The 19923-nt window shown below is 58.4% G+C and carries 17 protein-coding genes and 1 other RNA gene; all 18 read right to left on the bottom strand.

The window, feature by feature from the left end:
- Positions 1-78: 78 nt before the first annotated feature.
- Positions 79-1044, bottom strand: a complete 966-nt coding sequence (gene murB / locus ASF69_RS03660; protein ID WP_062585347.1) for a UDP-N-acetylmuramate dehydrogenase — start codon at positions 1042-1044, stop codon at positions 79-81.
- Entirely contained in the window at positions 1041-2456 is a 1416-nt protein-coding gene (murC, locus tag ASF69_RS03655; protein WP_062585342.1) for a UDP-N-acetylmuramate--L-alanine ligase, read from the bottom strand. The genes murB and murC overlap by 4 nt, the downstream gene beginning before the upstream one ends.
- Positions 2453-3592, bottom strand: coding sequence for an undecaprenyldiphospho-muramoylpentapeptide beta-N-acetylglucosaminyltransferase (gene murG / locus ASF69_RS03650; RefSeq protein ID WP_062585341.1), 1140 nt, complete (start codon positions 3590-3592; stop codon positions 2453-2455). Before murG ends, murC begins: the two co-directional genes overlap by 4 nt.
- A 5-nt stretch (positions 3593-3597) precedes the next feature.
- Positions 3598-4752: a putative lipid II flippase FtsW gene (gene ftsW, locus ASF69_RS03645; protein WP_062585340.1), complete on the bottom strand. Its 1155-nt coding sequence runs from the start codon at positions 4750-4752 to the stop codon at positions 3598-3600.
- 4 nt (positions 4753-4756) lie between these two features.
- Positions 4757-6166 carry a UDP-N-acetylmuramoyl-L-alanine--D-glutamate ligase gene (gene murD, locus ASF69_RS03640; protein ID WP_062585339.1) on the bottom strand — a complete coding sequence of 470 codons (1410 nt, stop codon included), beginning with the start codon at positions 6164-6166 and terminating at the stop codon, positions 4757-4759.
- Positions 6167-6169: 3 nt separating this feature from the next.
- Complete coding sequence (gene mraY / locus ASF69_RS03635) at positions 6170-7270, bottom strand: phospho-N-acetylmuramoyl-pentapeptide-transferase (protein ID WP_062585337.1); 1101 nt, start codon at positions 7268-7270, stop codon at positions 6170-6172.
- A 121-nt stretch (positions 7271-7391) separates the two neighbouring features.
- Entirely contained in the window at positions 7392-8825 is a 1434-nt protein-coding gene (locus ASF69_RS03630; RefSeq protein ID WP_062585335.1) for a UDP-N-acetylmuramoylalanyl-D-glutamyl-2,6-diaminopimelate--D-alanyl-D-alanine ligase, read from the bottom strand.
- Entirely contained in the window at positions 8822-10282 is a 1461-nt protein-coding gene (locus ASF69_RS03625) for a UDP-N-acetylmuramoyl-L-alanyl-D-glutamate--2,6-diaminopimelate ligase (protein WP_062585333.1), read from the bottom strand. The genes ASF69_RS03630 and ASF69_RS03625 overlap by 4 nt, the downstream gene beginning before the upstream one ends.
- A 58-nt stretch (positions 10283-10340) precedes the next feature.
- On the bottom strand, positions 10341-12080 hold the full coding sequence (locus ASF69_RS03620) for a penicillin-binding protein 2 (RefSeq protein WP_062585331.1): 1740 nt from the start codon (positions 12078-12080) through the stop codon (positions 10341-10343).
- A complete protein-coding gene (locus ASF69_RS03615; protein WP_062585329.1) occupies positions 12080-12634 on the bottom strand; it encodes a hypothetical protein in 555 nt (184 codons plus the stop codon). Before ASF69_RS03615 ends, ASF69_RS03620 begins: the two co-directional genes overlap by 1 nt.
- Before the next feature lies 1 nt (position 12635).
- A complete protein-coding gene (gene rsmH / locus ASF69_RS03610) occupies positions 12636-13661 on the bottom strand; it encodes a 16S rRNA (cytosine(1402)-N(4))-methyltransferase RsmH (RefSeq protein ID WP_062585327.1) in 1026 nt (341 codons plus the stop codon).
- Between the two features lie 14 nt (positions 13662-13675).
- Positions 13676-14116 (bottom strand): division/cell wall cluster transcriptional repressor MraZ, encoded by a 441-nt coding sequence (gene mraZ, locus ASF69_RS03605; protein WP_062585324.1) that lies wholly within the window; start codon positions 14114-14116, stop codon positions 13676-13678.
- A gap of 394 nt (positions 14117-14510) precedes the next feature.
- An RNA gene (rnpB, locus tag ASF69_RS03600) (RNase P RNA component class A) lies at positions 14511-14912 on the bottom strand.
- Between the two features lie 56 nt (positions 14913-14968).
- Positions 14969-16165, bottom strand: a complete 1197-nt coding sequence (locus ASF69_RS03595; protein WP_062585321.1) for an FAD-binding oxidoreductase — start codon at positions 16163-16165, stop codon at positions 14969-14971.
- A gap of 96 nt (positions 16166-16261) precedes the next feature.
- Complete coding sequence (locus ASF69_RS03590; RefSeq protein ID WP_062585319.1) at positions 16262-17449, bottom strand: FAD-dependent oxidoreductase; 1188 nt, start codon at positions 17447-17449, stop codon at positions 16262-16264.
- 158 nt (positions 17450-17607) lie between these two features.
- Complete coding sequence (locus tag ASF69_RS03585; RefSeq protein WP_062585317.1) at positions 17608-18144, bottom strand: lytic transglycosylase domain-containing protein; 537 nt, start codon at positions 18142-18144, stop codon at positions 17608-17610.
- 245 nt (positions 18145-18389) lie between these two features.
- Complete coding sequence (locus ASF69_RS03580) at positions 18390-19157, bottom strand: N-acetylmuramoyl-L-alanine amidase (protein WP_062585316.1); 768 nt, start codon at positions 19155-19157, stop codon at positions 18390-18392.
- Positions 19154-19894: a DnaJ family molecular chaperone gene (locus tag ASF69_RS03575; protein ID WP_062585668.1), complete on the bottom strand. Its 741-nt coding sequence runs from the start codon at positions 19892-19894 to the stop codon at positions 19154-19156. Before ASF69_RS03575 ends, ASF69_RS03580 begins: the two co-directional genes overlap by 4 nt.
- Between the last annotated feature and the right edge of the window lie 29 nt (positions 19895-19923).

Raw genomic sequence — 19923 nt, 5'->3', positions numbered from 1 at the left:
GAGAAAAGCCCGCGAAGTCATTGGCTTCGCGGGCTTTTTTGTTCTTTCCAAAATGGACGATTTTGGGAAATCTGGTCGCTATGCCCCGAGAAACGGCTCAACCTCACGACCGGGCATGAACAATCCCAGACGCTTGATTTCCCATTCCAGACGAATGCCGGAATGTTCGAAGACGCGCTTGCGAACCGCTTCGCCAAGATATTCGAGATCATAGCCGGTCGCGTGGCCGGTATTGATCATGAAGTTGCAGTGGAGCGATGACATCTGCGCACCGCCAATGACCATGCCACGACCACCAGCCTCGTCAATGAGGCTCCAGGCGGAATGTCCCTCGGGGTTCTTGAAGGTCGAACCGCCGGTCTGCTCACGGATTGGCTGAACCGTTTCGCGATGATGACGAACCGCATCCATGTCGGCGCGGATTTTCGCACGGTCTTCGGGATAGCCCTCAAACAGAGCGCCCGTGAAGATCAGATCCTTCGACGCGTCCGAATGGCGGTAGCTATAGCCCATATCAGCGTTGGAAAGGACATGGGCATTGCCCTGCCGGTCCACCGCATACACTTCCACCACGCGCTCGCGCGTTTCGCCGCCATTAGCGCCAGCATTCATGCGCAGAGCGCCACCGATGGAACCGGGAATGCCGTAATAGAAGTGAAAGCCGCCAATGCCATTATCCATGGCCATGGCTGCAATATGCTTGTCCGGGCAGATCGCACCGGCCTTGATGCGGTTTTCACCCGCCAGTTCCACCTGCCCAAAACCCTTGGCGGAAAGACGCACGACCACGCCTGGAATACCGCCATCGCGCACCAGAAGGTTCGAGCCAACGCCGACAACCGTCAGCGGAACGTCTTCCGGCAGAATTTTAAGGAAGGCAACGAGATCGTCGGTATCATGGGGCTGGAACATCAGCTCCGCCAGGCCACCTGCTCTGAACCACGTCACGCGGTCCATGGGACTGTCCGGCGTCAAACGTCCTCTGAGTTCCTTTACTCCGTCGCCGAACCTCTCCAGCAACTTTACCCCATCCACCTGTCTCATGCAGACTTTCCTGAAATGCTATCCAATTCCGAGGGCAGCGCTGCCGCCCACTGCGTAATATTACCAGCCCCCAACAGAACCACGAAATCACCGGGATTTGCAATGGCTGCGACGGTTCTTGCCAGATCGTCGCGAGAGGCGAGATGGCGCGCGTCCCGATGTCCGGCAGCCTTTGTGGCTGAAACGAGCGTTTCGGAATTCACCCCATCGATTGCATCTTCGCCTGCGGCATAAACCGGAGCAAGAAGAATTGTGTCCGCATCGTTGAAACAATGCGCAAAATCTTCAAACAGGCTGGCAAGCCGCGAATAGCGATGCGGCTGATGCACGGCAATGATGCGCCCGCTGCAAGCCTCGCGGGCCGCCTTGAGCACTGCCTTGATCTCGACGGGGTGGTGTCCGTAATCGTCGAAGACCTGAACGCCATTGGACTCGCCCGTCAGGGTGAAGCGACGCTTCACGCCACCGAAGGAGCCCAGCCCCTTCTTGATGTCGTCCTCGGAGATACCCAGACGGTTTGCCACCGCAATCGCAGCCGTCGCGTTCGAAACGTTGTGACGGCCGGGCATCGGCAGGACCAGATCCTTGAAACTGTAGATCTTGCCTGTGCGGCGGCGGCGAATCTCCACATCGAAGATGGAGCGGACGCCATCGATTCGGACATTGGAAAAGCGCACATCGGCCTGCGGGTTTTCGCCGTAGGTAATGACCTTTCTGTCTTCGATCTTGCCAACCAACGTCTGCACTTCAGGGTGATCGAGGCACATGACGCCAAAACCATAGAAGGGCACGTTTTCCACGAACTGACGGAATGCGGCGCGGACGGCATCGAAATTGCCATAATGATCCAGATGTTCCGGATCGATATTGGTGATGACGGCAACGTCGGCAGGAAGCTTCAGGAAGGTGCCGTCCGATTCGTCGGCCTCGACAACCATCCACTCGCCCTCGCCCATGCGGGCATTGGTGCCATAGGCGTTGATGATGCCGCCGTTGATGACGGTCGGATCAAGATTGCCTGCCTCAAGCAACGCGGCAACCATGGAGGTGGTCGTCGTCTTGCCATGCGTGCCGCCGATGGCAATCGCGTTGCGGAAGCGCATCAGTTCAGCCAGCATTTCGGCACGACGAACGATCGGCAGATGCTTCTCGCGCGCTGCAATCAGCTCCGGGTTGTTCTTCTTGATGGCGGTCGAGACAACAACAACTTCGGCATCGCCAAGGTTCTCGGCCGTCTGACCGACGAACACCTCGATGCCCTTCTCCCGCAGACGCTGCACATTGGCGCTGTCTGCCTGGTCGGAGCCCTGCACGCGATGACCGAGATTGTGAAGCACCTCGGCAATACCGCTCATGCCGATCCCGCCTATACCGATGAAATGGACAAGACCTATGGCTTTCGGCATCTTCATGGATGCACTCCTTCTTTATTCTTCAATTTGAATTGCTGGACGGACTGCCCGGCGGCAATCGCCTCCACAAGATCGGCCAGCCGTTGCGCCGCGTCCGGCTTGCCGGTCGCCTTGGCTGCTGCCGCCGTCTGCGCCAGGCGCTCCGGATCGTTCATCGCATCGCTGAGCAGCGCCGACAGCTTTTGCGGTGACAGCTCGGATTGCTTGATGACGCTCGCGCCGCCAGCAGCGGAAAGTGCCGCAGCATTGGCGGCCTGATCGTGGTCGAGTGCGTGCGGATAAGGCACCAGCACCGAGGGACGTCCGATGACGGAAAGCTCCGAAACCGTGGATGCCCCTGAACGGCTGATGACGAGATCGGCATCTGCTATGCGCTGCGCCATATCACCGAAGAAAGGCGAAATATCCGCCTTTACGCCGAGCTTTGCGTAGGACGCTGTCACGCTGTCCTTGTCTTCGGGTCTGGCCTGCTGGGTTACGGTGATGCGGGAACGCATCTCGTTCGGCATCAGGCAGATGGCCGCTGGCACGGCGCCTGAGAAAAACTGCGCGCCCTGGCTTCCGCCGAAGACGACCAGCTGAAACGGCTCGCCTGCGCTGGAAGGAGTGTAGGAGACATCGGCAGCAGAAAGCACGGCTGGCCGCACCGGGTTGCCCGTCGCCACCGTCTTGTCGGCATATTGCCCCTTGCCTTCCGGCAAGAACCCGCCTGCGATTGCCTTGACTCTCTTCGCCAGCGCCTTGTTGGCACGGCCCATCACGGCATTCTGCTCATGAATGAGTGAAGGTATGCCAAGACCAGTGGACGCCAGAAGCGGCGGCACGGTTGGATAACCACCAAAACCCACGACGGCAACCGGCTTCAGCTTTGTCACCAGGCGGCGCGCGGCACGAAGGCCGGTCCAGAGTTTCAGCAGCGCCTTGGCCACGGAAATCGGGTTCTTGGATCCGATGGTTGCGGACGGCACGACATGGATCTCATCCGCCGGGAACGTGCCCGCGTAGCGTTCAGCGCGGCTGTCGGTAACGAGATGGACGGAATAGCCTCGCGCCTTCAACTCGTAAGCCAATGCCTCGGCCGGAAACACATGGCCGCCGGTTCCCCCGGCGGCAAGCAGAACGATGCCTTTGCTCATACTCTTTACTCCGCAGGAAGCCCTGCATTGACCCGGAAGAAACTGCGTTCCTGGGCCCGTTTTTCGGGGCGATGTCGTGTCAAGGCCAGAAGGAAGCCAGCTGTGACGCAGATCGCCATCATCGAGGAACCACCATAGGAAATCAGCGGCAGCGTCATGCCCTTGGCGGGCATGAGTTCAAGATTGACGCCGATATTGATCATCGACTGCATACCGATCTGCAACACCAGACCAGCCACCGCAAAGCGGACGAAATCGTCCTTTTCCTTGAATGCATGGGCCAGGCCGCGCAACACGATGAAGGCAAAGATCATCACCAGCAACATGCAGAACAGGATGCCGAATTCTTCCGCCGCGACGGAAAAGATAAAGTCGGTGTGGCTATCGGGAATGATGCGCTTGACGATGCCCTCGCCCGGCCCCTGACCGAACCAGTTGCCACGGATGATGGCTTCGCGCGCCGTATCCACCTGGAACGTGTCGCCCTCGCCCGTCCAGAACCGGTCGATACGACCGGCCACGTGCGGCAACATCAGATAGGCGGTGATGATGCCGCCGACGCCGAGGCCACCCAGCATGATGATCCAGAACCAGGGAACGCCAGCCATGAAGAACATTCCACCCCAGACAACGGATGTCAGGATGGTCTGACCGAAGTCCGGCTGGGCGATGAGAAGTGCGGCAACGATGCCGAAGGTGATGATGGCAAAGAGATTGCCGGGAATTTCCGGATGACGTGCCCGTTCCGCAAACAGCCACGCGCAGACGATGACGAAAGCGGGTTTCATGAATTCGGAAGGCTGAATGGAAAAGCTGCCGATGGAAATCCAGCGACGGGCACCCTTGACCTCTATACCGAAGAACAGCGCAAAGATCATCATCAGCAGGGAGGCCACGAGCATGATGACGGCAACGCGGCGCACCTGTCGGGGCGAGAGAAACGAAAGGCCGATCATGATCGCCAAAGATGGCACCATGAACATCGCCTGCCGCTCGACGAAAAAGAAGCTGTTGAGACCGATACGCTCAGCCACCGCTGGCGATGCCGCAAAGGACAGCATCAGCCCGATGCCCATGAGAGCGATGAACGCAGTCAGGAAGAAACGGTCGATGGTCCAGAACCATTCCGCGACCGGGCCTCGGTCAATACGGCTTACCATTTCATCACTCCACCTTTTCCGAGCCAACCAACATCGTCACGCCAGCCAGGGCTGAAACATGAGAAACGAACGAATCACCACGAATTTCGAAGTTCTTGTACTGGTCGAAGCTTGCGCAGGCCGGTGATAACATGACGACATTTCCATCTCGTCCGTCTTCCTGCGCATCGCGAGCGGCGTGCTCGACAGCCTTGTCGAGTGTGCCGGAGATTTCATAGGGCACCGCCTCGCCAAGCGTTGCCGCAAACTCAGCCGCCGCCTCGCCAATGAGATATGCCTTGGCAATATGGGAAAATAGCGGCGACAGGCTTGAAATGCCGCCCGCTTTCGGCAGGCCACCGGCGATCCAGTAAATGCGGTTATAGCTGGACAGCGCGGGAGCCGCCGCATCCGCATTGGTCGCCTTGCTGTCATTGACAAAGGTAACGTTGCCTCGACGGCCAACCGGCTGCATGCGATGTTTCAGACCGGGGAAAGAGTTCAGCCCCGCCTTCACCTCTTCGACCGAAACGCCAACGGCAAGGCAGGCTGCGATCGCTGCCGCCGCATTCTGCGCATTGTGGCTGCCACGCAGCGTCTGAATGCCGTCCAGATCGACCAGCAGCGAGGATGTACCGCCGTCTGCCCTGAATATCTGGCTGCCTTCGGCATAGAGGCCATTTGCAACCACGTTGCGCTTGGAAATCCGCGAGACCGTGACACCGGCCCGCTCCAGACGATCGGCAATCAGGGTGCAGAAACTATCGTCCACGCCGACAACCGCCGTTCCGCTGCCCGCGACCAGACGCTCCTTGACATCGGAATAATGCTGCATCGTGCCGTGACGATCCAGATGGTCAGGGGTGAGGTTGAGCAGGATGCCCGCTGTTGGATTGAGCGTCGGCGCGAGATCGATCTGATAGGACGAGCATTCGACCACATAGAAGCGTTCCGCCTTCGGCGGTTCGAGGCTGAGAACAGCTGTGCCGATATTGCCGCCAAGCTGTGTGTCGCGACCGCAGGCCGTCAGAATATGTGCAATCAACGCCGTGGTGGTGGATTTGCCATTGGTGCCCGTAATCGCGATGAAGGGGCAATCGGGTGAATGCGCCCTGCGCTCGCGAACAAACAGTTCGATATCGCCAATCACCTCCACGCCGGCGGCACGGGCAAGATCGACGGACCAATGCGGCTTGGGGTGGGTCAGCGGCACGCCGGGCGCGAGAACGAAGGCCGAGAGCTTCGACCAATCCAGTGTGCGAAGATCCCCGGTCGGAATGCCCTCGGCCTGCGCCCTGGCAACACTGTCGGGATTGTCGTCAAATGCGGTCACATCAGCACCGCCCGCTACCAGCGCCCGCGCCGTGACAAGGCCCGAGCCGCCAAGGCCGAACAGTGCAACCTTCTTTCCCGCAAATGAGGTGACAGGAATCATCGACTACCTCAACTTCAATGTGGCAAGGCCAAGCATCGCCAGCCCGACAGAAATGATCCAGAAACGAATGACCACCTGGCTCTCGGTCCATCCCTTTTTCTCGAAATGGTGATGGATGGGTGCCATGAGGAAGACGCGCCGTCCGGTGCGTTTGAACCAGAAGACCTGAATGATGACCGACAGCGTTTCCATGACGAACAATCCGCCAACGATGATCATGACGATCTCATGCTTGACCGCAACCGCGATGGAGCCAATCAGACCGCCGAGCGCCAGCGAGCCGGTGTCGCCCATGAAGATGGCCGCAGGCGGGGCATTGAACCATAGAAAGCCGAGACCAGCACCGATGACGGCGCCGACGATGACAGCCAGTTCGCCCGTGCCGGGTACAAAATTGATCTGGAGGTAATTCGCGAAGATCGCGTTGCCGACGAGATAGGAAATGACGCCGAATGTCGCGGCGGCAATCATGACCGGCACGATGGCAAGCCCGTCCAGTCCATCGGTCAGGTTGACGGCATTGCCCGCGCCGACAATGACGAAAGCGCCAAATAGGACGAAGAAATAGCCGAGATCAATGACGAATTCCTTGAAGAACGGGAAAGCGATTGAACTGCCAAGCGTGCCACCATGCGGCGCTGTTGCCAGCGCAACTTCCATCATGAAGAACACAGCGATGGCGGCAATCAGGAATTCGATACCAAGGCGTGCCTTGCCGGAAAAGCCTTTATCGCTCTGCTTTGTGACTTTTAGATAGTCGTCATAGAAGCCGATGGCGCCGAAGCCGAGCGTCACCATCAGAACCGCAACGACATAAACATTGGAGAGATCACCCCACAGCAGAGAGCCGCCGAGGATGCCCGCAAGAATCATCAGCCCGCCCATGGTTGGCGTGCCGGCCTTCTTGAAATGGGTCTGCGGACCATCGGCGCGGATCGGCTGACCCTTGCCCTGGCGAATGCGCAGGGAGTTGATGATTGCCGGTCCGAAAAGAAATACGATGAGGGCAGAGGTGAACAATGCAGCACCTGCCCGGAACGTGATGTAGCGGAACAGATTGAAGATTTGAACTTTGTCCGACAGTTCAACGAGCCAGATCAGCATATTTGCCCTTTCAAAAGGCCGTTAAAGCGGCAGACGGACGGTGGGACGTCCTGTGCCGCTCCAAGTTTTCGTTTCACCACCAACGCACAGAACATGCTGTCTTAGCGTTTGGTTAAATGCTTTAGATTTGGCGTTCCGTCTCGGGGAATGCCGGATACTTGTCAAGAAGCGCCGCAACGATCTTGCCAAAACCCACACCAAGTGACGATTTTATCATCACCACATCGCCCGGCTGGACCCATTTCAGGACAAATTCGTTGAGTTCGGCAGTCGTGGGGAACCATGCAACATGGACGCTTTCAGGAAGCGCGTCGCGAAGTGCCGCCATCGACTCACCGGCAAGCCATACATGCTCAATGCCCGCAGACAGGATCGGCCCGGAAAGATCCTCGTGCACTTCGGCGGCAAATTCACCCATCTCGAGCATATCGCCGAGCACGGCGACGCGACGGCCGCTTCCACGCACCTCTGCCGCAGCGAGCAGCGCAATCGCCGCACGCATAGAGGCCGGGTTTGCATTGTAGCTTTCATCGATAAGCAGGAAAGAGCCGTCGCCAACCGAAAGGCGATGTCGCTGCCCCCTGCCCTTGACCGCTTCCAGTGTGCCGAGCGCAGCAAATGCCCTGTCGAGATCGGCGCCGGTCACGGCCACCGTGCCAAGGGCCGCCATGGCGTTTTCAGCGATGTGGCGGCCAGCTGCACCAATATGCAGTTCGCTTGTTTCACCGTTGATGATTGCCCAGATGGTTGAACCATTGGGTGTGCTTTCATAATCGGCCAGACGGAACTCGGCCTTGGCGTGCTGGCCGAATGTCAGAACATGCTCGATGCCCGCATTATAGGCCGCCTGTTCAAGCTGCTCGAACTGCGCATTGTCGCGGTTGAGGATGACAGCGCCGCCGGGCAGAACACCATCGAAAATTTCGGCCTTTGCCGCAGCAATCTCTTCCAGGCTTTTGAAGTTGCCGAGATGCGCAGCCGCGATTGTCGTGATGATGGCAAGATGCGGCTTTACCTGCTTTACCAGCGGACTGATCTCGCCGGAATGGTTCATGCCGATTTCGAAAATCCCGTATTCCGTATCGACAGGCATACGCGCCAGGGTGAGCGGAACGCCCCAATGATTGTTGAAGGACGAGACGGCTGCATGGACCTTGCCCGACGGTCCCAGAACCTGACGCAGCATTTCCTTTGTCGTCGTCTTGCCGACAGAACCGGTGATGGCAATGATGCGGGCCGATGTGCGCTCACGCGCGGCCTGTCCAAGCTTGACCATGGCCGCAAGCACGTCTTCGACCACGATCATCGGCACCGTTAGCCGACCGAGCGCTGGCAGCTTCGCCTCCGACACGACGAGCAGGCCCGCCCCGTTGGCGACCGCAAAGCTCGCATAGTCGTGGCCGTCCACACGGTCGCCCTTGATGGCGAAAAATGCTTCACCCGGCTGCACCGTGCGGCTGTCGATGGAAATGCCTGTGATGCCTTGAGGCAGATTGCCAACCGGACGGCCCGCCATGACGGCAACCATATCCGGTACTGTCCATAACCAGCTCAAATCTTCAATCCTTCCAGCGCAGTACGCACCTGTTCATGGTCTGAAAACGGCAGCGTAATATTGCCGACGATCTGACCTTCCTCATGCCCCTTGCCCGCAACGATCAGTGTATCTCCATTCCCCAGCATCGATACGGCGTGATTGATCGCCTCTGCCCGGTCTGCAATCTCCAGCGCACCCGGTGCTGCCGCCATGATTTCGGAACGGATGATCTGCGGCTCTTCGGAGCGCGGATTATCGTCCGTTACGATCACGACGTCTGAAAGCCGCGTTGCCACTTCGCCCATGATGGGGCGCTTACCCTTGTCGCGGTCTCCCCCGCAGCCGAACACCGTAATGATGCGGCCCGAGGTGAATGGACGCACAGAGGTCAAAACATTTTCCAACGCGTCGGGCTTGTGGGCGTAGTCAACATAAGCCAAGGCACCGTTCTTGGTCTGGCCGACAAGCTCCAGACGGCCCGCAGCACCGAACAGCTTTTCCAGCGCCTTCATTGCCACCGAGGGCGAGACACCGGTAGACATTGCAAGCCCTGCCGCCACCAACGCATTGGCAACCTGGAAATCTCCGGCAAGCGGCATGTCGACTTCATATATCTGGCCCTCATGATGGACCTCGATCATCTGCTTGTGGCGAAAATGCTCGACGCGCTTCAGTGCGAGATATTCACCCTTGCGACCGACCGTGCGGACATCGTGGCCTGCATCTGTCGCCACCTTGATCGCGCGTTCCGACCACGGATCATCCGCGAAGATGACAACCGGCGAACCCTTTGGCAGGAGCGTATCGAACAGGCGCATTTTCGCTGCCATGTAGTCTTCGACCGTTGGATGGTAATCCATGTGGTCGCGGCCGAGATTGGTAAATCCGGCGGCGGCAAGCTTAACGCCATCAAGACGACGCTGGTCCAGCCCATGGCTGGATGCCTCCATCGCCGCATGGGTCACACCTTCTGCGGCAAGTTCTGCCAGAAGCGCGTGTAAGGAAACAGGGTCCGGGGTGGTCAGAGAGCCATAATCTTCGCGACCGGGCGCAATCACACCCGTCGTGCCGATCTGGGCTGCCGCATGGCCTGCAAAGGCCCAGATCTGGCGAACGAAGGAGGCGACCGAGGTCTTGCCCGCCGTACCCGTAACCGCGATCATGGTTTCAGGCTGTTTTCCGTAAAATCGGGCGGCAGCAAGAGAGAGGAAGCGACGCGGATCGGAAACGACCAACACAGGCACGTGGGCGTCGATTTCGAGACCTGAAACGATGGCAACCGCACCCTTGGCGACCGCATCCTGCACAAAGGCGCTGCCATCCGCCTTGCTTCCGGCCACGGCAACGAAGATCGATCCGGGCTGGACCTTGCGGCTGTCAGCGGTGATCCCGGTTACCTCGATAGCTCCGGCCTCTGCCTGAAGCATTTCATTCAGTTCCGGGAACTCGCTCCCGGATAGATCTCGCAAATTCATGAATGTGTCCGTCTTGTCCCCCCGGCGTGATTCGCCGGTCCGTCGTAAGCTGTACCAATCAATAAGACACCAGCAAGGCCGAACCGTCCTTACCGAATTTGGGTTTTACACCAAGAATTGCCGCTGAACGGGTGATGATATCGTGCACCATCGGTGCCGCAGAGGAACCGGCAAGTGCTGCGCCATTGCCCTTGTCCGTCTTCGGCTCATCGATGAAGGACAGAACGACATATTCCGGCTTGTCCATCGGGAAAGCGGAGAGGAAGGCGTTGAAGTTCTTGTCGTGAACGTAGCGACCGTTGACAACCTTGTCGGCCGTGCCGGTCTTGCCACCGACATTGAAGCCTTCAACACGCGCGTTGCGACCAGAGCCGTTGACGCCATTCCACTCGAACAGGAAGCGCATGTCCTTGCTGGCGCCGGGCTGCAGCACCTGCTTGGCAACCTGATCGGCCTGGTCCTGCGAACGGGGCAGGAATGTCGGCTCGATAAGTTTGCCGCCATTGACGAGGGCAGCACCTGCAATGGCTGTTTGCAGCGGTGTCGTTGAAACGCCGTGACCGAAGGAAATTGTAACGGAGTTGATCTTCTTCCATTGACGCGGCTGCGTCGGCATAGCGACTTCAGGCAGTTCCGTCTGCATCTTCGTCAACAGGCCGAGACGCGTAAGGAATTCCTTGTGTCCCTCGATGCCAACCGTATCGGCAATCTTCGCGGTACCGATGTTGGAGGAATACTGGAAGATTTCCGGCACCGAGAGCACGCGTCCCTTGCCGTGGAAATCCTTGATGGTGAAGCCACCGATGCGGATGGGAAAACGCGCATCGAAAGTATCGCCGATGCGAACCTTTCCGGAATCAAGACCCATGGCAATGGTGAAGGACTTGAAGGTGGAGCCCATCTCGAACGTACCGTTCGACATGCGGTTCAGCCAGCCTTCCTTGGCGCCTTCGGCGGGATTGTTGGGATCGTAATCCGGTGCTGAAACCATGGCGAGAATTTCGCCGGTGTGAACATTGATCACCACGGCGCCTGCGCCGAGAGCTTCGAACTTCTGGATTGCGTTCACGACGACTTCGCGAACGATGGCCTGTACCCGCAGATCGATGGACAGCTTGACCGGTTCCAGCGGCTGATCGGATGTCATGCCAAGCGCGGTCAGGTCTGCAAGGCCCTGGCTGTCGAGATACCGTTCCATGCCAGCCACGCCGCGGTTGTCGATGTTGACGTGGCCAACGACATGGGCAGCGGTCGGCCCGCCGGGATAGAAGCGTCGCTTCTCAGGCCTGAAGCCGATGCCGGGAATGCCGAGCGCCAAAATCTGGCTCTGCTGCTTGGGCGTCAACTGACGGCGCAGCCACTGGAAGCGGGATTCGGATTTGAGCTTCTGGTAGGTTCCGCGCGTGTCGAGGTCGGGCAGAACGGTGCGCAGTTTCTCGATGGCTTCATCGACGTCGACAATGCGATGCGGTTCGGCAAACAGTGAAACGGTGCGAATATCCGTTGCCAGCACTTCACCGTTACGGTCCAGGAGATCGGGACGCGACGCCATCAGGCGGTCGGCAGGCGCGATGCTGGATACGGTTTCCGGCTGTGTCATCCCATACTGCACAAGACGTCCGCCGACGACACCGTAAAATGCAACGAAACCGACGATCAGGAGACCGACACGCGTCTTTGCCTGCGTGGCGCGGCGCTTGCGGGCACCCTCAAAGGCAGCATGATCGGCAAAGCCGGTGGTGCTGGCGGAAAAATGAGCCCTGCTTTTCAGAACCATGACGCGGGAGAGAAAAGACATCAGTCCACCGATCCAGTTATCGTTTCATCCATGTCACCAGACTCGTCACCCGGCTGCGCACGCACAACAGGTGCGGGAACTGGCTGACGTGTGACACGCGCACGCGGCTGCGGCACGGGCACACCGCCCGTCGCTGCAATTTGCCCCGCAGGCGCTGATTTCGGCTTTACACCACCCAATGTTGCGCCAGGCTTGGAGCCGCTCATCGCGGCGGCAATCACATCCTCGACGCTCATGCCCTGCGGCTCCGGCGGCTGCGGCAATTGCGAGCGCAGCATCGGCAGTTCCTTGGGTTGCGATAGCTGCGTGGGCTGTGTTGGCGCAAGCGCAAGGTCGCCCTGATAGGCATTGACCAGCCGGTGCAGACGGTTTGGCTGCGTCAGCAGCGCCCAGTCCGCACGCAGAAGATCGATCGTATCCTTCTCAAGCTTGATCTCGGCTTCGAGCTTGCGCACGGAATCGAGCTTCAGGTCGGCCTGATGCTTGATGGAATAGGTAACGACCGCTGCCGCCACCATCACGCCCATGAGAATGAAATCAAAGGTCCGTAGCATATCAGCCTCCCATCTTTTCAAGGCTGGCAAGATCGGGCAGTTCGAAAATGGAAAAATCCGCCGGGCGAGCCGGGGCTTGTGTTCTGATACCGGCACGCAGCTTGGCCGAACGGGCGCGCGGATTGACCTCCGCCTCCTCTTCACTTGCTGCAATCATCGGCTTGCCAAGGGCATCGAAAATGGCCGATTTTGCCGCAACCATCGGCATGTGGCGCGAGCCTGCGGCGCGGTCTGAGCGGTCAGCAAAATATTTCTTGACGATGCGGTCTTCCAACGAGTGGAACGTTACCACCACAAGGCGACCGCCGGGCTTCAAGGCCTGCTCGGCGGCAAACAGCGCCTGCGCCAGCTCTCCCAGCTCATCATTGACGAAGACGCGCAGCGCCTGAAACACTCGCGTTGCCGGATGGATCTTATCCTTGGCCTTGCGTGGGGTGACGATTTCAATCAGCCCGGCTAGGTCGCGCGTGGTGCGAAACGGCTCTTCCGCGCGCTTCTTTTCGATGGCGCGGGCAATGCGGCCCGGCTGCTTTTCTTCGCCGAGAAATCCAAAAATGCGGATGAGGTCCGACACCTTGGCGCGGTTGACGACATCTGCCGCAGAAACGCCAGAGGCCGACATGCGCATGTCCAAAGGGCCATTCTTCTGGAAGGAGAAGCCACGCTCGGCCTCGTCGATCTGCATGGAGGAAACGCCGATATCCAGCACCACGCCATCCAGCCCTTGCGCTGGCGCATGGGAGGCGAGATTTGAGAACTTCGACTGGATCAGTGAAAGGCGTCCGCCATTTGCGGCGACCATGCCCTGCCCGCCTGCAATTGCAGTGGGATCACGGTCCAAAGCTATGACATCGGCACCCTGGTCGAGAATAGCTTGCGTATACCCGCCTGCGCCGAATGTGCCATCGAGAATGAGTTTGCCTGGCGCTGGCTCGAGCGCGGTCAGGACCTCACGGAGAAGAACCGGAATGTGGCGAACCGGTCCGCCACCGGCATCAGAAGATCGTCCGCCAGAATTCGCCGCCATTCCGTTTCCCCGTCCTATCCGGGGCGAACAGCAGAAAAACCGCGCCCCGTTCTTGCTGCCGTCTGCGCCTCGTGAAACGCTTCCGGCTGCCACAACTGAAAATGATCCGCCCGACCGACAAAGGTGACTTCCGTGCTGATGGCCGTAAACTCCCGGATAAAATCCGTGACCATCAAGCGCCCTTCCCCGTCGAGCTTCATGAAAACGCCGCCACCGTGAACCAGCAGCGACATCGCGTTCGCTTCCGGCGAAAAAGCATCCATGGATGCGATCTGCCGCTCGTATCGCTCCAGCAAGTCCGGCCCGCCGACGCTGATCGCTGGAAATGCGAAATCCTGGAGACAATAAAGCTCCTGAATGCCGCGCTCCATCAGGACCGAACGAAACAGGGACGGAACCGAAACGCGCCCCTTGGCGTCGATCCTGTTCGTCACGTTCGATAAAAAGCGACCCATTGCCAAACTCGCCAAAACTGCCTGGCGCCGAACAAAAACCGGCACCAACTGGCAACACCGTTACGCACGACATCTCGCTGACCGGCAGGACATAATGCCCATCGGACCTTTTCAGGCCTCTCCGTTTCAGAGATTGCGGGTCAAAAACACGACCCTTTGTGGTGTGCATTTGGGATACCATGGGACACTTTGGGCGTCAATGGGAGAAGCCCGCACGATGCCGGCCTCGGATCGAATATTCATATCCCGTTAAGTTTAACGAATGGTTTACCGTGTTCATTCAAGCACTTGCGCCAAGACAATTAAAAATCATCAATCAAATCTAATTAAATAAAGAAAAACAAACGCTTACGCGAGCCAATCGACCCGCATCAACGTTTGAAAGAAAAAGGAATTTGCCAGTTGGCCTGTAAGCCGGGTTCTGTATGGCCCCGGTTTGACCCGGAACGTGGCAGCCATTCATCTGGGACGGCATTTGCACACCGCCTCTCGCAACCCACCCGGATAACTCGCCCAAAAACCGGCTGTAGATACGCTTGCGCGCATCCCGCGTTATCCCTATTCGGTCTTGCTCCCGGTGGGGTTTACCTTGCCACCCCTGTTACCAGCGGCGCGGTGGGCTCTTACCCCACCCTTTCACCCTTACCACTATAAAAGTGGCGGTCTACTCTCTGCGGCACTTTCCCTAGGGTCGCCCCCGCCGGACGTTATCCGGCACCGTGTTTTTGTGGAGCCCGGACTTTCCTCACCCTACCGTCTTTCGACATTGGTAAAGCGCGGCTGCCCGGCCAACTGGCACGGGCTCCTTAGACGGGTTCAGCGGCGAATGCCAACGGAAAATCCGCAAACGTCTTATTCCGTGCAGAAAAGCGGCGCGAAATCGGTCTCGTAGCTATCCTCGACAAGCTGTCCGTGGATGAGAAGCTGCGCACCCAGCCTGCCGATCTCGTCGCAGCTTTTTGCAGCAGCACCACATCCGCCCGTCAGCACCGCAATGCCGGGCGAAGTCGTGTAACCAATCGCCGGAAATCCGCTGGGCGTATAGGACGTGACGCAGGCAGCCATGGAAATCCTGGTCCTGTCGATCGATGGGATGAGCGTCTGGATAATGTCGGCGAAATTGTCACGTACCTGGGCATTTCCACCTGAGCGGAACCACGCGCGGATCTCCGGGTCGCTACCCAGCGCAACATCAACAGGCTCGCCGCCGATCTTCAGATAGAACTTGCCATCCGGATACCGCACAGGCGGCAGAAGATAGATATGCTTGCAAGGATCAGACGGCTCGTAGATCAGCGATGGCATACCTGCATAGTGGTCGAGGTCGCTCTCGGGAATTTCGAAAAAGGCAACGGTGCGAGCGAAGACCTGCATCTGCAGCGCCTGCGGCAAAAGCCCCTCTGCAATGGAAAAGCCGCCCGCGGCAACAAGCACTTTTTCCGCGGTGTAGCTGTGGCCGGACGCAGTCATGACGGTGGCGACTCCGCCCTCTTCCCGCACGCTGGAGACGATGTCGTCGATGCGTGTAACGCCCTTCCTCTCAGCTGCGGCGAGCTGCGCGCGCACCAGTTCCCTTGGATTGACGTATCCGGCGTTGCGCGCTTCGAAAACGCCCTCGCACTCTTGCTCAAACGCGAAATAGGGAAAGCGGGCACCAAGCGCCGCATCATCCAGAATCTCCGTTTCGACGCCCAACGTTTCGGCGGCAGCGCACACATTCTCGATGTAGGCCGATCCGGTGCCGCGTTTCTTGCCGACAATGAGGCAGCCGACCTCGTGGTAGAATCTGACGTCGCTTTGGCGTTCGATTTCGGCGTAGCGTGCAATCGAACGGTTGGCCAGACGCGCCCAGTCAGCGTTGCCATCAATGGTGCGCGTGATGCGGGCGGCATCGTAATGGCTGCCGAAAACGCCGGTATGGCTGGGAATATCGCCCGGCTCACGCGGACCGATGACGGCAATGGCGTCACCGGTTCCAGCCAAATGGCGGGCAGCAGATGCCCCCATCATGCCTGCCCCAACAATGATATATTTGAACTGCCTTGCCATGACCGAACGACTTTTCTTTTTCCGTTGCAACAATTTGTAGCCACTTGCTCAATCACCGCCAGAGGGCCGGCAATATTTTCACAGGCCAGCTCCCACTCAGATGAAAACCGGCGCCATTTGAGCGGCGAAATCAGCTTCCGTCAGTTGCCCGTCCAGCAACAGGACCGCACCCAATCGGCCGATTTCATCGGAAGATTTTGCTGAAACGAAGTTGCCCCCGGTCAGCACTGCGATGTTGGAAGACTGCGTGTAGCCCACATAGGGGTAACCGGTGCGGGTGATGGAAGCGACGCAGGAGCCTGAGGTAACCGGGCATCCCGAAAGCTCCGGCATGATGTCGATTGCGCGACGGACGAGGAACTCCACTTCGCTGCCGGTACCATCCGAGTGAAACCAGGAAACCGCTTCACCCAGCGTGTTCAACCGGCCCTTCTCGCTCTCACCGCCGATTTTCAGATAGACCTTCCCATCCGGATATCGGACCGGCGGCAGGATGTAGACGATATCATCGGCATTTTCCGCCAGCACGATGGTGGAAGGCATGGCCGAAAACGCTTGCTGCTTGCGCTCGTCCAGCTCAAAGAAGGCAATTGTCCTTCCCGTTGCGGCCATATCCACCTTTGCGGGCAGAAGATCTGCCATATTGGTAAAACCACCGGCAGCGACGATGACCTTTTCGCCCGTATAGCGCCGGCCCTCATGTGTTTTGATTTCAACGCCCGCTGCCGTGTCATGAACCCGCGTCACCGTCTCGCGGATGAGTGCCGCGCCCTGGCTTTCGGCAAGCGAGACCTGCGCCCGCACAAGTGCGCGCGGATTGACGTAACCAGCATTGCGTGGCTCAAACCAGCCGTCGTGATCGTCAGGCAATGCAAACATCGGAAAACGGGGCTTCAGCGCGGCGTTGTCATAGAGCTCGATATCAAGCGCAAGGCGATCCTTCTCGCGCATGGCTCCCGCCACGTAATCACCGCCCAGCCCTTTACCGTTTCCGACAAACAGGCAACCCACCTCGTGATAGAAGCGGACCCCGCTTCTGGCTTCGATCTCGCCGTAACGCGCGATGGATCGTTTCGCCAGCTCTGCCCATACGGGGTCCCCGTCAAAGCCGCGTGTGATTCGGGCCTCATCGTAGTGGCTGGAGAAGACACCGTGGTGAGCCTTCCGATCATGCGGCTCTGCCGGGCCGATCAAGGCAACACCATCGGTTTGCGCGGAGAGATGCCGTGCTGCGGCAGCCCCCATCATGCCCGCACCAACGACGATATATTTGAAGTCCGCCATGCAGCCAGCCCCTGATGTTCGTGCCTGCGGCTTACGGGAAAGCTACCCGCTGCCCCCAGGCTGTGAAGCCCTCTTTTTAACCTCACGCCAGCGCCCGTCCACTGGTTTCATTCAACAAGTTTTGGCGGAAGGGAAAAAGCAGATTTCTCTGACGATCATCAGCTCTGCAACAGAGCCTGGACCTTGCCGCAATAGCGCTTGGAGACAGGGTTCATGCGCGTGGCACCATGGCCCGCATTATAGCGCAGAATCGTGCTGCAGATCTGCCCGCCGCCCAATTGGTGAGCGGTCGCCAGATATTGCATTCCCCAGCGGATATTTGTTTCGGGATCATAGAGCGCCTTTGTCGTGCCCTTGTAGCCCATCATGCGCGCTGTTGCAGGCTTGATCTGCATGAGACCGACTTCACCGGCGCTTCCCCGGGCCTTGGGGTTGAACCGGCTTTCAACCGAAATCACCGCATGGGCCAGATTGGTTGGAACGCCGTAACGCTTGGCATATTTCACGATAAGGTTGGAATAATCACTCTCGAGATTTGTTGGAAGCGACTTTTCGGGGATAGGATAGCCCGGCTTGCGAATGTAGGTTTCCAGGGTGACGGTCTTGGTTTTCACTTCATCCTTGGCAAAAACAAATCCACTCTGCGCGGCGAGCATGGCAAGACAAGCCGAAACAGCAACAATTACTCTTCTCATCAGTATTATGTGTCTCCGGACACGAAGACTTCGGGCACAATCTGCAACGCAGAGCCACTCGGATAGTCCATTGGAACGATCCGTCTCAAGTCCTCATCATTGATATTGGCGACTTCTGTCTCAAACTGAAACACGTCGCGGTTTGGTGAGGCTTATAAAGGGGCCCAATAAGGATTTACTGTGGCAAGGCAGAAAAAACGATCGCGAAACCTGTTTCAAGGGGAACGTTTTTCTGAAAAACGCGTTCAAGCGCTCCGAAATTTCGGCAGGCTCGAAATCAGACGGTGCAAAGTATCGATGGTAGAAACATCCGCGATACCATCTACCAGAGCGGGCCGGAAATGCCGCTGGAAGGCAGCCACCGCACCCTCCGTTTTCTCACAATAAATACCCGTTATTTCAATGCCGTAGCCATAGAGAGACAGCATCGACTGCAAGGCCTCTACCGGCTGCCCACTGTCTCCACGCTGAAAGAACCGTCCACCGCCGACCGGCGTGGGCGAAACCCAGTGCCCGACACCGTTGTGCGACAGGGTGTCCCAAGGGAACCGCTCGCCCGGATCGATCTTGCGAATGGGTGCGATATCGGAGTGGCCAAGCACGCGTTCGGGGGCAATCGACCACCGTGCGCCGCAATCGCGACACAATTCAATGACCGCCGAAATCTGTGGCTCCGGAAAAGGAGGAAGCCCAGCGGGATGCCCTGCATTGGCGATCTCGATGCCGATGGAACGGGAATTTATGTCTTCTGCGCCAGCCCATAGGCTTTTGCCGGCGTGCCAGGCACGGCGGCTTTCTGGCACGAGCTGGATCACACGTCCGTCTTCAAAAACGAAATAATGGCTGGAAACCTGACTTTGCGGGTTGCACAACCATTCCAGAGCAGCGTCTGCGCTGCCCATGCCGGTGTAATGAAGGATGATCGTGTCAGGCGCTGCAACGTCCACGCGTTCGCCATGGTTGGGCGAAGGCACAACGGAAGCGCCCGCATAATCCGCTGGAAAATCACTCATGCGACGCGGCGTTCTTTCTCAATTGCCGCATAGGCGGCGTTGAGTGCCGCCATACGCTCATTTGCGGCGGCGTGCAATTCCATGGGAACGCCGCGGGCAATAAGCTTGTCAGGATGATGCTCCGCCACGAGCAGGCGATACCGCTTGCGAATGTCGGAAAAGTCATCGGAAGGCGAAACACCGAGAACGCGGTAAGGGTCGCGACCATCAGTGTGAACATGGCGCGCCATGATCGTTTCGAAGTGATCTTCGGTGATTCTGAAAATTTCAGCGATTCGGCCTAGAAACGCCATTTCGCGCTCGTGGATCAGGCCATCCGCCTTGGCGATATGGAACAGACCGTCGATAACGCTTTCCAGCATCTCGCAGTTCTTTTCACCAGAACCGCACAAGCCAGCAAGACGTTCCGCATAGGCCTCGTAACCAGCCACATCCTGCCGCGCGAGGTTATAAAGCCGCGCAACGTTACGTGCTTCCTCTTCCGGGAAATCGAATATCTGGCGGAAGGCCTTCACCTCTGCATCATTGACCATGCCATCGGCCTTGGCCATCTTTGCGGAAAGCGCGATGATTGCGACGGAAAACGATACCTGACGGCGTGTTTCCGGGTCACCCTCGAACACCGTCCGCACTGCTTCTATGACGCGTCCAAGCACGTTGCCTGCTGCGTCGCCGATTGCGCCGAGCAGCCGTTCCCACAGCGATGAAAGTTGCAAACAGGCGAAATCGTACATCATGATCTCAAGCATACGGGCCCGCTGGCTGA

This window comes from Rhizobium sp. Leaf311, from assembly GCF_001423445.1.
In the GTDB taxonomy this organism is placed as follows: domain Bacteria; phylum Pseudomonadota; class Alphaproteobacteria; order Rhizobiales; family Rhizobiaceae; genus Agrobacterium.
This window is presented reverse-complemented; position numbering and strand designations above follow the sequence as displayed.